Here is a 14,573-nt window from a genome sequence, read left to right on the forward strand (position 1 = left end):
GTCCTGTTTGGACCCCTTCGCAAACAGGCTGGGGTCAAAGCAGAGGAAGTTGAAGAAGCGCCCGAATTTATTCCATTTTTGCCCTGGATACTTCGTGCTATATCACTTGGACGGACTGCGTACAAGACGGCTTCGCGTCGTTAATAAGGAGCCAGTACAGCTCTAATCAAGCCCTCTGCTGCTTGAGAAAGAACCAACTTTCCTTCAAGACGGGCGATGGCTGATGACAAACTGCATTGCATCTATGCCCTCCGATTTCTCTTCTGATTTAGGGAGTTTGGGGGCTGCGATCTGATTTTCCTTTCATTTCATCAATACAGGAGGCAAAACCCCATGATTTTAGAAGATGATTTTTACTTAACAGACGAGCAACTTGATGGCGCTTCAAGCGAAGTCCGCAATCAGTGGGGAGCCGAGATTGACGACAAACTTGAAAACCTTTTAGAGCATCAAATCTTGGCTGAAGATGGCGGTATCGAGTCTACTAAGCGCCAGCAGGTGATTGTTCATTACAAACCAACTAAGTTGTTCGACGATTTCCTGAACGAGTTCGAGGACTTGGATAACTCATATCGGAAACGCGGAGAAGAATTTGAATTCCAATATCTCGACGAATTTGAAAGCTTGGTAAATGAATCGATCGAGTCACTCTTGAAAGAGTTGCCAACCGCAGAGACAGGCGAACATTTAAGGTTGGGGAATGCGGTCGTTGCCAACCTCACCCCTGCCGAAATTAAACAAATTGCCAGTCGTAGCGATGTAGAACAAATAGAATTTGATACGCCCCTAAAGTTGGAACTCGATCTGAGCGCTGTTAGCGTGGGTGTGGTTGAAGCCAGAACCCAAGGACTGGTTGGCACGGGCAAAGGCGTGATCATCGCTGTCCTAGATGGAGAAGTTGATATTAACCATCCTGACCTTAAGGGTCGTGTGGTTCACAAGAAGAATTACACTCAGCAAGAGTGGGGCAACCCGCATCCGCATGGCACCCATGTGGCGGGCATCATCGCGGGCAATGGCTCCAAGTACAAAGGCATGGCACCGGGGGCAGAAATCTGGAGCTATAAGATTTTTCCCACCCCACCCGGAGAATCGACCGAATCGAGAGGTGCCGATGCAATTGAGGATGTCGTGAAGGATATGCAGCAAGAGAAGCGATTACGGATTGCCAACTGTAGTTGGGGATCGTTTAGCCAAACGCTTGATGGCAACAGCGTCGTTTCCGAAACCGCTGAACGAGCGACGAAACTCGGCTTAGTGTTAGTGAAAAGCGCAGGCAACGAAGGCACTAAAAGACCTGGACCCGGAAGCCTTACCATCCCAGCAGATGCTAGAGGGGATGTGATTGTGGTTGGAGCGTCTAGCCGCGATAGTACGAGCGTCATGCCTTTTAGCAGTCGGGGTCCAACGAGCGACGAGCGACCAAAGCCGGATATTCTAGCTCCTGGTGAATTGATTATGTCTGCCAAGCCGGGTGGCGGCTACACTAGGCTGTCGGGTACCAGTATGGCATCCCCCCATATTGCAGGGATTGCTGCCCTGATCTTAGAGCGTTATCCAAAGCTCCAACCTTTGCAGGTCAAGAAAATTCTGATGCAATCTGCCAAGAAACTGGATTCTTCTGAATTCGATGAGAATGCCCAGGGGGTGGGATTGGTGGATGCCGTCAAAGCGTTACAGCTAGCAGGGCAACCGCTCGCGGAAGCAGAGAAAGTCACCGCCATTCCATCGCTTAAAGAATGGACGCTGCGCGAACAGGTCAATATTGCTGTGCGAAACACGGGTGACGAAACGATGCAAGCGGTGAAAGCAACTCTGGTTGGACCTGACGGCATTAACCTGCTTGGGCTTGACGGCAAGAAAGTGACGAGTGCCGAACAAGACTATGGCACGTTGCGAGTCGGTGCAGAGGCAACCCGCGACTTTGGAATTGAAGTGCCTTCAAAGTTCAAGTCACCTCAATGCAAACTCACTTTAAACCTCAATTTCACTACGCCAACTGGCAAGAAGAAGACTCGTTCGTACAAGCTAACGCATCAAGTTCCCAGTCTTCAGCGCTAGAACGTTGTGTCAGTAGAACGAAAACTTAGTAAGGAGGTTCAAATTCAAAATGAATGTTGATTTCACAACTATTGCACGGGGGAGTGAAAGTGGTTATCAAAGCGCCAGTCAAATGGTGATTGACAACTCAGAGGAATGGATCGATCTCTGGCAACAGCACACCTCTAATGCCGAGCCACCGCCACCCGTTCCTCAAGTGGATTTTACCCGCTACAGTGTAGTCGTCGTCTTTACTGGGGAGCAGCCGACTGGTGGTTACTCAGTTGAGATTCTGAGTGCCGAAACCAGTGTCTCCCAAACTCAGCAGCAACTCGCGATTACCGTTGAGCATCGCCAGCCTGAAGCTGGAGACTTCGTGACAGAGGCGCTTACCTATCCCTATCACATAATTAGGATTCCCAAAATTGATGGCAAGGTCGTCTTTAAACACATTTAACCCAGCGTGTCGTTCGCTCAACATCACCGTCACCCAATCCGAATTCAACACACATCAACAACATGAGCAAAAATCATGAAAGCACACATAGTCGAACAAGTTGAGTTTTTTTCAGAAGCAGAACTGGAGAGCCTAGAGTTCGTGTCAGAGGAATTAGATGCCATTGAGAAAGAGCGAGTTCCTGATTTGGACAGTATATCTTTTGAGGAAGTAGCTAAAGAGCTGGAAGCATACTTCGAGGGAGGCGTTGAACAGGCAGGGTTGGAACAGCATGGTGGATTTACTGGTGTTCCCGAGCTTGATATGCATGTGCTTGAAAGTCTAGATTTCAACTCTCTTGTAAGACTACGAACAACATCGACATACCTGAAAACCTTGGTTGATAACTTAGCTCAAAATGCGAAAAATTTATTGTTGACAAAAAAGTTGAGATTTCTAGGGGGAATTACCAGACAAAGGGAGATCGAGCAAGCTGGGGGAGATATCAACAACATATCGGCAGCCAAAGTACTGCAATTATGGAAAGGAGGGAGCATAACAAGGACATAAAGTCGTTATTCACGGATTGATGGCGAGCCCGATCTTGTAGGTTGGGTTAAGGCACGAAACCCAACAAACCAATCATCGTCTTATATGGCCGTAGATTGTAGAAAAATCAAATCGTAACTTAATGTTGGGTGGAGCGATCGCTCCACCCAACCTACATAAGAGAGCGATCGCGCTTTCTTGTTGGGACTGTGTTAAAAGTGCGATCGCTCATGTAGGACGGTTGATAAGAGTGCGATGTCTGTTCTCAAGAGTGCGATCGCTAATTTTGTAGAGACAGTCTTAAAAGTAAGGCGATCGCTCATGGATGATGGTTGATGAGCGTGCGAATTTATCCAAAATCTAAATGTTCTAAAAAGGTACTTAATCATGAATACAAACATTGTAAATACTGACTCCCCCGATGTCAATGCACCGAATCCATAGATGTCATATCAATCAAATTGACGTTATTTTTCAGTTATAAAGGAAAATTTTATTTAACTAAGGGTTCTGGAAGCGTAAAAAACTCCTGACGGCGTTGAATCAACACTATAACAACACCGCTTGCAACCACGGCAAAGGCAGAAGGAATAAATGGCAACCATAGCCCTTGTTTTAAAAGAGCGATCGCACAAACTCCATATAAAATGACAACTGTTACAAAGATAGCGCATCTCTTATGTGAGAGCGATCGCACCCGCCAAATAATCAGACTCCCAACTACAGACCAGCCGCATATCCAAAGAATATCGCTCCAGTAAGGCAAAACCCAAAGAATTGGACGTTGGTCTAAAACTGCACTCAAAACTTGGCTAACCATTTGTGCTTGTATAAATACCCCTGATATTTCTTGGTAATCTTGCTGTGCAGTACTGTAGAGAGTTGACCAAGTATCGCTGACTGTATTAGCTGTCACTCCAACGATCACTACCTTATCTTTCATTGATTTACGATCGAATTTCTCACTCAATACCTCATCAAGAGAAACTCTCTGATAATCTGTATTACGGTAATTGACAAGTATTTGATTTCCGCCTAAATCAACTCCTTGTTGATAGGCACCACTGCGGCTAAATTTTAAGCGTTTAAATACTTTAGAGCCAAACTGTACATAATCTTCATTAAATTTAGATTTAATATTTTCCTCAGATAAGTAACGAGTAACTAATTGCAACGACAGCGAATAAGGCGTTGTACAAGTTGAAGAAGGCTCTTGTGCCATCATCAAAATTTGGCGACGGACGATACCATCTGGGTCTTGAATTGCATCAGTAAAACCCTGACGTTCTACAGGTACGTCTTTCGGAGGTTTAACACCTTGTGGGTCATATTTGCGATCGCGGCTTTTGCAGACAACAACAACATTATCTTTATTAAGTTCAGTCGGAAGTTGTATTGGATTTGATTTATTTGGAGGATCGGCAAAGTCTCTATAAATATCCAGTCCAACAACTCGCGGTTGATACTTTTGTAGTTTGTTGAGCAATTTAGCTAACATACTATCCGAAATGGATTTTAGTCCTTTGGTCATCTCTTGTCGTGATTGAATATCTTTTTCAGTAATTTCTACAATTATCAACCTTGGATCTGGCTCTTCTTGAGGTTGCAACCGTAGCATTTGATCGAAAGTTTGTAGTTCGATTTTTTCAAATACTCCCAAGTATCTCAAACCTAATGTTGAAATAGCCACAATCAAAGTACTAAGTAGTACAGTCAAAAGTTTGAGTTTTGGTGTTGCAATTTTACCTTTTGTCGGAACTTCACCTACAAATTTAGTATCAGCAAAATTACCGCACAATTCTTGCCACGTAGTAGGAAAAGTTGTGGGATTTTGATAGATAACTGGCAACCAACTGGCACAAGGAAATTCATTTTCCAGTCCTTGAAGTCTTTCTCGCGCTTCTCGCACAGCCAAGTAAAATGGTTTGCTATCTGCAAAGGCGGTAAGAAAGTTTTTTAAAAATTCCTGTGCGATTAAATCTGGCACTCCTTCCCGCATTACAATCATTTGGGGAATGTTTAAATCAGCTAAATTTCGTCCTAAGCCAATTCCGTCACAAGAATTGAAAATTGCTAGTTTCAAACCGCGTCTAATTGCTGCCTTAAGTCCATTTTTCAACTGCGAAATTGTTAAACTTTCTGTTTGATTGATGCAAATTTCCCCAATTTCTCCGTCAGTAAGACTAGTGCTATGTCCGGCAAAAAATAGAATATCCCAATCATGATTCCATAGATGCTCGTCAAGTGTTTGTCGTGTTGGTTCTATAAGAAAAGTGGTTTTGCCATCTGTTAAACCTTGTAAAGCAGAGGCATCTTTATCAATATCAATACCAACTCTATTGCCTAGAATTGCCAAAATTTTGACTTTACCTGTAGGAGATTTTTGTAATAAGTGAGTAGATTCATACTCATGATTGCTTAAAGCTAATTCCGCTTTCGGGTAATCTTCAAAAAAATGCCATAGATGCCAAGGCAAGCGATGCAATAGAACTATATTTGTTTCAATAATGACTCTAATTTCATTATTACGACTGAGTAGAGTTCGCAACTGCCGTTCAATATTCTGAAATGATTCACATTTTAACCAAGCATTGATATTTGCTTGTAGCTGTTGACACACTTCATTAAAGTCATTGACAGAAATATTGGTTATGTCTTGCGAATGTACTTTTATCCGTTGATTCCTACCCAGGCGTTGATGAACTGCTGCGTAGAGTAACTGCCATCTGCGGTAGAGTTCGCTTAGTTCTGGTGCTGGTGGTAGACTCCCTGTTAATTTCACAGGTACAAATTGGTTATCACACCAAACTTGAGCCGTGACAACAGGAAATCCTTGATTTAAATCTCCTCCCAAGAAGCTGAAGACAACTAGCTTACTCATAAGTTAAATGGACTTAGCCATTCGTGATTAACTAATGACTAATCAACAGAGAGCATTCTACTTATGCAAAAATACCAAATAAAAGTGCAGTATAAGGACTACACAAGACAAATTTGGTATAAACCTATGACTTTCGAGCAAAAACAACGACAACGTTTACAAGCCACCACAAAGAGATTGCATCAACCAATTTGACCCTGCTGGCTCATAATAACTAAATTATGAAATTTTCTGTTATTTGATAATTATCAAGACCAACCTGGATGCTGAAACATTCTCCTACTTCCCCATCAAAGAGTTTTAACTGCACATAACTATCTTGAATTCTTGCTTGTACTTGTTGAAGTATTTCCCCTCGATCTGAAAGTAAAATTAGCTTGATATTAGCAGGTAGGTCAAGTTGATTACAAGCTGGATGTAGTTGCACGCGAATACTAACTTGTTGGTTAGCTTCTGGTATTAAGGCGATTAATAAAATAACTTTTTGAGTCTCTATTTCTATTCCCAAGTCAATCAGCTTGGCGCGTTTGATCGCGGCAGCATTTAACCCGGAAGAAGTGCGGAAATTAAAAGCTAGGCTACTGGAGTTTGGCTCAAAAAAAGTCTCTATAGCTTGCCAAGAAGCATCATAAATCTGCTCCAGCCAACGACTGAGACTCACTTGTACTTGTGAAAATTGCGTAGGTGCAGATTGCAGTCTTTCTTGGTACAAACGCTGCCGCCACTGCTCATTTTCTAGTAGCATTCCCCAGGTTGTAAATGGCACTGCTAGTCTAGGAAATGTTACAGAGGAATCACTTAACCGTTGCACAAGATTTTCTGCTTGAACATTCGATAATTCTGGTAGTGGAGCGATCGCACCTTTCATCTCCTCTGTTCCACAAAATTGGTAGGTGATCCAAAAAGCATTAAGGTCTTTAATTAAGTGCCGTGCATCTATACAATAAGTCCTATCTACTTGGTCGTAGTCTGCTAGTGATTTAAGTTTTTCATGGGTTATATAGCTCCAAATTCTTACCCACTTCCCATCTGCTGTAACTTGCACTGCTAAATAATAGTCTGCTGCCCAACTAGGAATGTCTACCCATTCTTGAGGAACTTCTAACTCACTATCATCAATTGCCTCGCTAGGAATTAAAACGACTCGCTTTTGATTTAACAAAATTGCTGTGCCATTGACAAATTCCCAAAAAGCAGGAATACCAGGAGAACTATGCCAGATACTTGCTTCTGGAACATATTCAGCTTTTACCCAATTCAAAAACCCATAAACGCAAATTTGATTTATGTAAGCACGCCAGCGACTGCTAGGTGTGGCGTACATTTGGCTTTCTTGCCAAGAACTTGTCTGCAAGGATGGTGATATTTCTAACAATAATTCCTGCGGTTCAGTAAAAGCCGAAGTCATTCTTACTACCTCATCATTCATAATTTCAGCGATATTCCCCATACTTAACTTTCAACCATTCTTCCAAAGCACTACTCATATCATTAACTAGGTTGGAAGTCACAGAAATATTAAGCGTGTCTTGGCTCCATTGGATCAATGCTTTCAGCATTGATTCTCTACATTTGATCAGCCGACGAGAAACAGTAGGCTGACTCATTTGTAGGCGTTCTACAATCTGTGGCTGAGTTAATCCCTGTTGGTAATAAAGTTGAAGTATTTCTTGAGTTTTTGCCTCAAAAGCTTGTAAAGTTTTTAACAAAACAGCTTCAATCTGAGATCGTTGATTTTGTTGGTTTTGGGCATCCTCTTGGGCTATCATCTCCGTGATTAATGATTCAGAGGATGGATCTGGCAAATCAAAAGTTGTTGTGGAGTCATCTTTTGGTATCACTACATTTAGAGAACTAACAGGTGGATACAGATAACCACGCACGTAGATAGCTGCTTGGGTTAGCCACTGTTCAATTTTCTCTCTCGTGGATTCTGGAGTAGGTTGAGTTAACTGATTTTGGCGATCGCGGTTGTAGAGCTTGACAATAGCTTCCCAAAGTTGAGGTTCTGGTTCTGGTAGTGACTTTGTGCCACTTGGTTGGTTTTGAACATACAGTTCTTTGAAACAAGTCCAGGCTAATCGATATTGAACAATTAGAATCGGTGATAATCCAGCTTGAGCAAGAGCTTCTAAAAACTGCTTTTTGCTTACTTTGCGTAACAATGCCCAATTTGTGCAAATATCAGCTTCCTTGCGTTGGCGTAAAATATCTTTTAGCCGACTCGGAACTGCCATAGTAGCATAGGCTTTTAAGCTAGAGCATTTTTCTAGATTAAAATTTTTGAGAATTGTTTCAATTTCAGCATTCGCCATTTGAAAATAATCTGCTAGGCTATGTTGACTATTTGTAAATTTGGCAATAGTCTTTTTAGCAGCCCAATAATTTTGTTCCTGTAAATAAGCAGATAAATGCATTCTAGCAAGGCTATTAGATTCCTCTCGCCAGCATTTGTACCAATGTAATGCCCAAAAGTTTTCTGAGTTAGGGACGAATGATGAAGACTCCAAGCAATTTTGAATATTTCGATGTAGTTTGATATCAATCAACCATTTGCTGAATCTGTCTCCTTCCAACTCAACGAAGGTTGAGAACATCTCGATAATTTTTTGACGAGGACGCATAAGCAGTTAACAATTTCAATCGATCCGAACTTAAGCAACTATCAAAACCGCAGATATCTCTGTGGACAATTGCAAGATACTGGTTTGCTAATTTCCAATTCAATAGCGCACATATTTTATTCCTTGATGTTTTTGAAGATAACTCTATTCATATTCTGTTGAATCTAGATAGTTTAGTTATTTTAAAGTTAAATTTTTGTAATTATGGGTTTAGTAGCCATAATTGCGAACATATACCTAATTGAGCCTTTTTGGGAATACGCCCTTCGGTATACTTTTGACTATCTATTTTTCCTAAATCCTTAAAAAATGGGCGAACCGGGAATAATTAAAGTTAATTGCTTATTTTTCAGCTTAAAGTATTTTAATTAAATCGATTAAATCAACTTTTTTGAGCTAACCGCACGTGAGTTTAAAAGTGAGAAAAATCAAACTACTGGCTTTGATATTAATTAGTTTAGCAATGGTGTTGTGGTTTAATTTGCGTTTTTCAACACCTTCAATACCCACTATTGCAGCTTCACCAGCAAAAACTATCCGCTACTTCGATCGCACTTTGCCCCAAAGCATCGCTCACATCGTGTTGATTCCAGTTAATAGCAAATTTTTGGTGACTCCTGCACTATCACAGAAGGTAGCCACTGTAGAAGAATTTGCCCAAAAGCATCAAGCCGTGGCTATTTTGAATGCAGGCTTTTTTGATCCAGTCAACCAAAAAACTACATCTTATGTTGTCCGACAAGGAAAATTGATAGCCGATCCCAAACAAAACGAACGGCTGGTGAACAATCCCAACTTAAAATCTTATTTGGGCCAAATATTCAATCGCACAGAATTCCGTCGTTACTTATGCGGGCAAACTAGCCGCTATTCCATTGCCCTACACAGTCAGTCACCACCAGCAGGTTGTCAGTTAGTTGATGCTATCGGTGCTGGCCCGCGCCTATTACCAGAACTCACCTTAGAAAAAGAGGGCTTTGTAGACAACGCTAATAAACGAGATGCGCTTGGCAGCAATCAACCCAATGCCAGAACTGCTGTAGGTATCACCCCTGATGGCAGCGTTATTTTAGTTATGGTGGCTCAAAAACCCTCGGCTCCCGCGAATGGAATATCTTTGCCAGCATTAGCTGATTTGATGAAAACTCTTGGTGCCGATCGCGCCATGAATCTGGATGGAGGAAGTTCGTCTTCGCTTTATTACAATGGGAAAACCTTTTACGGGAAGGTTGATTTGGAGGGAAATTTTATCAAGCGTCCTGTAAAGTCGGTTTTGCTGGTTCAGAAAAGGTAGGGATTGTGGGAATTATACCTACCTACTGGTAGATTTTTTCCATATCAGCAATTCCCGAATCCGAATTGCGTCACAATAGTAATAGGCAATCATTGAAGGTGCTATTATGCTTCGTCTAACTCAAATTATTCGGAACTTGTTCCTTCGTCTTGAAGGCTTGTTTGGTGTTTTATTCCAAAGTATTTCTAATTTTTTCGGAAATTTATTTGGTTTTTTTGGCAAGCTTTTCGGATTCTCTGAGTCTGGTTATTTCTTAGAATCCGATCGGGTGCAAGACGTAAATCAAGCTTCAACTAAACAGCCAATTGAAACGAATCGGGATAACACTACTAAAATTCCTGCCCCTAACCGCCGTCGTTCTAATGCTAAACTTGACGACTACTACCTCAACATGGCTCGTGATGTGAAAAAGAACTAACAAAAGCCATCAAGTAGAGGGTTAATAGTAATAAGCTGTTCCACCTTTAACTTGCATAATTAGGGTGGGCAATAATTTGGCGTCAGCGCTACTTTAATAACGCTCAGTACAGGTCAGCCGAACGCTGTCCACCCCACAATATTTTAATTAAATTTAGATGTACAAATTATATCTGGAACAGTTTAGCAATACCTAAATTGCGCTTTACATTTTTAGAAAAATCATCTAGCCACAATTAACGAATTTGGATGTGCGTAGGCGATCTTTACCGCAGGCATCGCACCTTTCACAAAAATTTTGTCCAGTTTGAGGCTGGACAATAGCTAGAAATATTTTTGAGTTTGAATATTTACTTGGTTTTTAGCTAACTTACCAAATCAACTAAAGCGTTGCTTTGGAAGCGAACTATAGATGAAACTGAGCAACCGCGATAATTCTCAGAGGTGAATACTGATAGTGTGATATTGGCTTGACCTGGATCTAAAATGCGTTTTACCTTGCAGGTTTGCATTTTATTGTTGCAGTAAGCAATAATGCGATCGCCAGCCTTGACTTCCAACGCTTGAATTTTCAATTAATACCAACCTTGCCAGGAATTTGCTTTGTTAAAGAAAAAATATATTGCTATATTTCATTCGCTTAACAATAGCAATGTTTCTTTACTATAGCACAAAAAGGATATCAATGCTATCAATTTAATCTTGGTAATGTCAAGTTTGTTCGTGCTGCAAATATTAGTGCAGGAGGTAGGAAGCAGAAATTTATCTGTTGCTCTCAACCCTATCTAATTCCAAGCCACCAAATCGTTTGCGCAGTTTACAGGTCGGAGTATTTGTTGAAATTAAGATGTAGGGAAACCTCTACTCCAAAGAAGTTGGAGCAAAATTTGTTTGAAGACAAATTTTTCTTTCGATGTTTTTGTTACAATCATTGAAATTTTTACCTAAAAATACCACTATGGCTTTATATGCTGAATTACATAGACATCTAGGCGGCTCGGTCGTACCACGAGTTTTATGGCGATATTTCGAGCGGCATTCTTCGGAGTTAATTTCCCGCTTTGCTGACTATTCAGAATTTGAAGATTTTTATACCCGCCCACGTAACACCCTAGACGAGTATCTAGAATTACACACCTTGGTAGAAAGCGTGCAAACTGTAGAAACTTTGCCTTACTTTATCTATCGCTTGGTGCGGGGTGCTTACATATTTGAAAATTTGGCTTATCTGGAACTGCGCTACACTCCTTATTTGCGGACACCTGAGCATCTGAGTCAATCTGCAAGAATTGACAAGATGGCAGAAATTGTGCGAGTCGTAGGACTTGCCAGCCAACAGCCAGAATATCCGATTGTTACTAGCCAAATTCTCTGTATGCACACACGCCTACCTTATGAGGTGAACAAGGCGATTGTTGATTTGGCAGCACAAAATAAACAGTATGTCTGTGCAGTAGATGTAGCCGGAGGTGATAGTTATTACGCCGATCGCTTAGAAGAATGGATTAGCTTATATGATTATGCGCGATCGCTGGGCGTTAACACCACGGGACATCTATATGAAACCACCGCTGGTTGTTACCCAGAACTGTTACCATATTTGATGCGGATTGGTCACGGCATTCAAATTCCCCTACTATATCCAGAGCTACTTAATGATGTAGCTAGACGCGGGCAATGTTTAGAGGTTTGTCCGACAACTTACCTAAAAACTGGAACTTTGCAGGATATACGTCAACTCAAATTAGTTTTTGACCGTTGTCTTGATGCTGGAGTTGATATCGCTATCTGTACTGATAATGCCGGATTGCACAATGTGCGTCTACCGTTTGAGTATGAAAATCTCTTGACTTACAACATTATTAGTTTTGCACAACTACAAGCTTGTCAAGATGCAGCTTTCCGTCATGCTTTTGCTTGGCCTTATAGTCAACGTCCTGCATCACTGTTGAACGGTTTGCTCAAACCTGAACCACCGAAAATTTTGTCCATGAGAGATAGTAATTAACGAATCGCCTAAAAATATTTATAAAGTCAGGTGATTTAATGTTAATTAATGTTGCAATTACTAACTTTTTCTGATGCCATAGAAAAAGTTGTAATACACAATAGATATCTTGCAAAATTAATGTTTTATAAATTAAACCACAGATGCACACAGATAATTTATCAGTGTTTATTTGTGGTTCTTTTGTTGCTGAGAAAGGATTCTTGATATAAGTCGTATATAGCGTGCCCCAGAAGCTATAAACTATAATTTATGGCATCTACTATTCAAGCTCTACCAACAGAAGTTGTATATCTCATTACAGCTGGAGAGGTAATCGACTCTTTAGCCTCTGTGGTGCGGGAATTGGTAGAAAATTCCCTAGACGCAGGTGCAACGCGAATTGTGGTTTCTTTGTGGCCGCAGCAATGGCGAATTCGCGTGGCAGATAATGGCTGTGGAATGAACCTAGATGATTTACAACAAGCAGCCACAGCCCACAGCACTAGTAAAATTCGCTCTAGTGCCGATTTGTGGAAAATTAACAGTTTAGGGTTTCGTGGTGAGGCGTTGCACAGTTTAACGACTCTGGCTGATTTAGAAATTTTGAGTCGTCCTCTGGGGGGAAATTTAGGATGGCGGATAATTTATGGCGATGGCGGGAAAGTTGTACAAGTTGAAGCAACTGCGATCGCACCTGGTACAGTAGTTACAGTTTCTCATCTTTTCGGTAATTGCTCATCTCGTCGTCAGGGATTACCCACAACAGCACAGCAAATGAAAGCTGTGCAAGCCACAATTCACCAAATCGCCCTCTGTCATCCCCACGTCACCTGGCAGATTTGGCAAAATGACCGTCAATGGTTTACCATTTGTCCGGCAGCGACAATTGGGCAATTGCTACCGCAGATTTTACCACAAGTGCGACAAGGTGACTTGCAAGAAGTAAAACTCGAAATACCCAACCCCCCCAACTCTTGTACAGACGCGATGAATCGCGTCTCTACGGACACTTGTACAGACGCGATGAATCGCGTCTCTCCTCACTCAGCACTAAATTTAGTGGTAGGATTACCCGATCGCACTCATCGTCATCGTCCAGATTGGGTACGTGTAGCTATCAACAGACGTATGATTAAGACACCGGAATTAGAGCAAACCATATTATCAGCATTTCATAGAACATTACCACGCGATCGCTATCCAATTTGTTTTTTACATCTTGCCATTTCTCCCGATCAAATTAACTGGAATCGCAATCCAGCAAAAACAGAAATTTACCTCAACGAAATCATTTATTGGCAAGAGCAAATTACCCAAGCAATTAACCAAGCACTCAGCATTTCTTCTAACAATCTCAAAGAAGCTGTTCACACAACACGAGTTAGTAAATTACTCAAAGCCGCAGAAGCCAAAGGCAGCTATAATTTCAATTCTCAAAATCCTAATGAAAATCCCAAAACTCCTAACTCCTCACTCCCAACTCCTAACTCTTTAAAAGCTGTCGCGCAAGTTAGCAACACTTATATTGTGGCGGAACATTCAGGTGGGATGTGGTTAGTAGAACAGCACATTGCCCATGAGCGAGTTTTGTATGAGCAATTATGCGATGATTGGCAACTTGTCCCCGTCGAACCGCCAATAATTCTTTATCAATTATCGCCAGCGCAAGTATTGCAACTCCAACGCATTGGTTTAGAAATAGAACCCTTTGGCGAACAACTTTGGGCAGTCCGTAATATCCCCGCACCTTTGCAACAGCGAAACGACTGTGCAGAAGCAATTTTAGAGCTTAGTTGGGGAGGCGATTTACAAACAGCTCAAGTCGCTGTTGCCTGTCGCAGTGCTATTCGTAATGGTACACCCATGAATCAGCAAGAAATGCAGACACTTTTAGATAATTGGCAACGTACTCGCAACCCTCGCACCTGTCCTCATGGACGACCAATTTATTTATCTTTAGAAGAATCAGCTTTAGCTCGGTTTTTCCGGCGTAATTGGGTAATTGGAAAAAGTCATGGAATTTGATGTTTTCAGTAATGCCAATACTAAATGTCGTTTGCTGTTGTCGTTTGCCAAATTATTTGTCCTAAGCTCGACTTTATCCATTACGGTAGTAGGATATTGGCAATTTCAAATGGTATTGTTGTATTCATGGGAAGATACACACAATTATCCTTCAGCCTCAGTGTATTACTTGTGCCATCACTATTCGCCAAGGCTGTATTTAAATGTTATGTATGCAGCAAAACCCGCATCTTTTAGCGATCGCCTACATTTGTGATGACCCGTAGGCAAAAATGGATAAAGTCGAGCTAATGACAAATAACAAATGACAAATACCA

General features: G+C 41.5%; 13 protein-coding genes. 8 read left to right on the forward strand and 5 right to left on the reverse strand.

The window, feature by feature from the left end:
• Window positions 1–333: 333 nt before the first annotated feature.
• The 3 genes from RMZ42_RS31850 (at window position 334) to RMZ42_RS31860 (ending at window position 3,046) form a co-directional block, all read left to right on the forward strand.
• The gene (locus RMZ42_RS31850; protein ID WP_322675180.1) at window positions 334–2,061 is read left to right on the forward strand and encodes a S8 family peptidase; all 1,728 of its coding nucleotides are present in this window, start codon (window positions 334–336) and stop codon (window positions 2,059–2,061) included.
• A 49-nt stretch (window positions 2,062–2,110) separates the two neighbouring features.
• The gene (locus RMZ42_RS31855) at window positions 2,111–2,497 is read left to right on the forward strand and encodes a protease complex subunit PrcB family protein (RefSeq protein ID WP_322675181.1); all 387 of its coding nucleotides are present in this window, start codon (window positions 2,111–2,113) and stop codon (window positions 2,495–2,497) included.
• Between the two features lie 75 nt (window positions 2,498–2,572).
• Window positions 2,573–3,046 (forward strand): F-box protein, encoded by a 474-nt coding sequence (locus tag RMZ42_RS31860; RefSeq protein ID WP_322675182.1) that lies wholly within the window; start codon window positions 2,573–2,575, stop codon window positions 3,044–3,046.
• A 191-nt stretch (window positions 3,047–3,237) separates the two neighbouring features.
• On the opposite strand, the gene RMZ42_RS31865 is transcribed toward RMZ42_RS31860, so the two are convergent.
• From RMZ42_RS31865 to RMZ42_RS31880, 4 genes are all read right to left on the reverse strand, one after another.
• Complete coding sequence (locus RMZ42_RS31865) at window positions 3,238–3,414, reverse strand: hypothetical protein (RefSeq protein WP_322675183.1); 177 nt, start codon at window positions 3,412–3,414, stop codon at window positions 3,238–3,240.
• A gap of 104 nt (window positions 3,415–3,518) precedes the next feature.
• The gene (locus RMZ42_RS31870) at window positions 3,519–5,906 is read right to left on the reverse strand and encodes a CHASE2 domain-containing protein (protein ID WP_322675184.1); all 2,388 of its coding nucleotides are present in this window, start codon (window positions 5,904–5,906) and stop codon (window positions 3,519–3,521) included.
• 214 nt (window positions 5,907–6,120) lie between these two features.
• The gene (locus tag RMZ42_RS31875) at window positions 6,121–7,314 is read right to left on the reverse strand and encodes a DUF1822 family protein (RefSeq protein WP_322675185.1); all 1,194 of its coding nucleotides are present in this window, start codon (window positions 7,312–7,314) and stop codon (window positions 6,121–6,123) included.
• Between the two features lie 25 nt (window positions 7,315–7,339).
• The gene (locus tag RMZ42_RS31880) at window positions 7,340–8,530 is read right to left on the reverse strand and encodes a sigma-70 family RNA polymerase sigma factor (protein ID WP_322675186.1); all 1,191 of its coding nucleotides are present in this window, start codon (window positions 8,528–8,530) and stop codon (window positions 7,340–7,342) included.
• Between the two features lie 418 nt (window positions 8,531–8,948).
• Between RMZ42_RS31880 and RMZ42_RS31885 the strand changes: the two genes are divergently transcribed.
• The gene (locus RMZ42_RS31885) at window positions 8,949–9,824 is read left to right on the forward strand and encodes a phosphodiester glycosidase family protein (protein ID WP_322675187.1); all 876 of its coding nucleotides are present in this window, start codon (window positions 8,949–8,951) and stop codon (window positions 9,822–9,824) included.
• Between the two features lie 106 nt (window positions 9,825–9,930).
• Complete coding sequence (locus RMZ42_RS31890; protein ID WP_322675188.1) at window positions 9,931–10,242, forward strand: threonine dehydratase; 312 nt, start codon at window positions 9,931–9,933, stop codon at window positions 10,240–10,242.
• A 364-nt stretch (window positions 10,243–10,606) separates the two neighbouring features.
• Here the strand turns inward: RMZ42_RS31890 and RMZ42_RS31895 are convergent, their stop codons facing one another.
• Complete coding sequence (locus tag RMZ42_RS31895) at window positions 10,607–10,816, reverse strand: hypothetical protein (protein WP_094352741.1); 210 nt, start codon at window positions 10,814–10,816, stop codon at window positions 10,607–10,609.
• 383 nt (window positions 10,817–11,199) lie between these two features.
• Here RMZ42_RS31895 and RMZ42_RS31900 point away from each other — a divergent pair, with 383 nt between their 5' ends.
• The 3 genes from RMZ42_RS31900 (at window position 11,200) to RMZ42_RS31910 (ending at window position 14,512) form a co-directional block, all read left to right on the forward strand.
• Window positions 11,200–12,249, forward strand: a complete 1,050-nt coding sequence (locus RMZ42_RS31900) for an adenosine deaminase (protein WP_322675189.1) — start codon at window positions 11,200–11,202, stop codon at window positions 12,247–12,249.
• A 252-nt stretch (window positions 12,250–12,501) separates the two neighbouring features.
• Entirely contained in the window at window positions 12,502–14,256 is a 1,755-nt protein-coding gene (mutL, locus tag RMZ42_RS31905) for a DNA mismatch repair endonuclease MutL (protein WP_322675190.1), read from the forward strand.
• On the forward strand, window positions 14,246–14,512 hold the full coding sequence (locus tag RMZ42_RS31910) for a hypothetical protein (RefSeq protein WP_322675191.1): 267 nt from the start codon (window positions 14,246–14,248) through the stop codon (window positions 14,510–14,512). The genes mutL and RMZ42_RS31910 overlap by 11 nt, the downstream gene beginning before the upstream one ends.
• The last annotated feature ends 61 nt before the right edge of the window (window positions 14,513–14,573 follow it).

The sequence above is a fragment of the Nostoc sp. DedQUE05 genome, assembly GCF_034530955.1.
In the GTDB taxonomy this organism is placed as follows: Bacteria; Cyanobacteriota; Cyanobacteriia; order Cyanobacteriales; family Nostocaceae; genus Nostoc.

Bases quoted from the DNA above. Each gene is read 5' to 3' on its own strand.
- RMZ42_RS31850 (WP_322675180.1), top strand. From the start codon at position 334: ATGATTTTAGAAGATGATTTTTACTTAACAGACGAGCAACTTGATGGC.
- RMZ42_RS31855 (WP_322675181.1), top strand. From the start codon at position 2,111: ATGAATGTTGATTTCACAACTATTGCACGGGGGAGTGAAAGTGGTTAT.
- RMZ42_RS31860 (WP_322675182.1), top strand. From the start codon at position 2,573: ATGAAAGCACACATAGTCGAACAAGTTGAGTTTTTTTCAGAAGCAGAA.
- RMZ42_RS31865 (WP_322675183.1), bottom strand. From the start codon at position 3,414: ATGATTAAGTACCTTTTTAGAACATTTAGATTTTGGATAAATTCGCAC.
- RMZ42_RS31870 (WP_322675184.1), bottom strand. From the start codon at position 5,906: ATGAGTAAGCTAGTTGTCTTCAGCTTCTTGGGAGGAGATTTAAATCAA.
- RMZ42_RS31875 (WP_322675185.1), bottom strand. From the start codon at position 7,314: ATGACTTCGGCTTTTACTGAACCGCAGGAATTATTGTTAGAAATATCA.
- RMZ42_RS31880 (WP_322675186.1), bottom strand. From the start codon at position 8,530: ATGCGTCCTCGTCAAAAAATTATCGAGATGTTCTCAACCTTCGTTGAG.
- RMZ42_RS31890 (WP_322675188.1), top strand. From the start codon at position 9,931: ATGCTTCGTCTAACTCAAATTATTCGGAACTTGTTCCTTCGTCTTGAA.
- RMZ42_RS31900 (WP_322675189.1), top strand. From the start codon at position 11,200: ATGGCTTTATATGCTGAATTACATAGACATCTAGGCGGCTCGGTCGTA.
- mutL (WP_322675190.1), top strand. From the start codon at position 12,502: ATGGCATCTACTATTCAAGCTCTACCAACAGAAGTTGTATATCTCATT.
- RMZ42_RS31910 (WP_322675191.1), top strand. From the start codon at position 14,246: ATGGAATTTGATGTTTTCAGTAATGCCAATACTAAATGTCGTTTGCTG.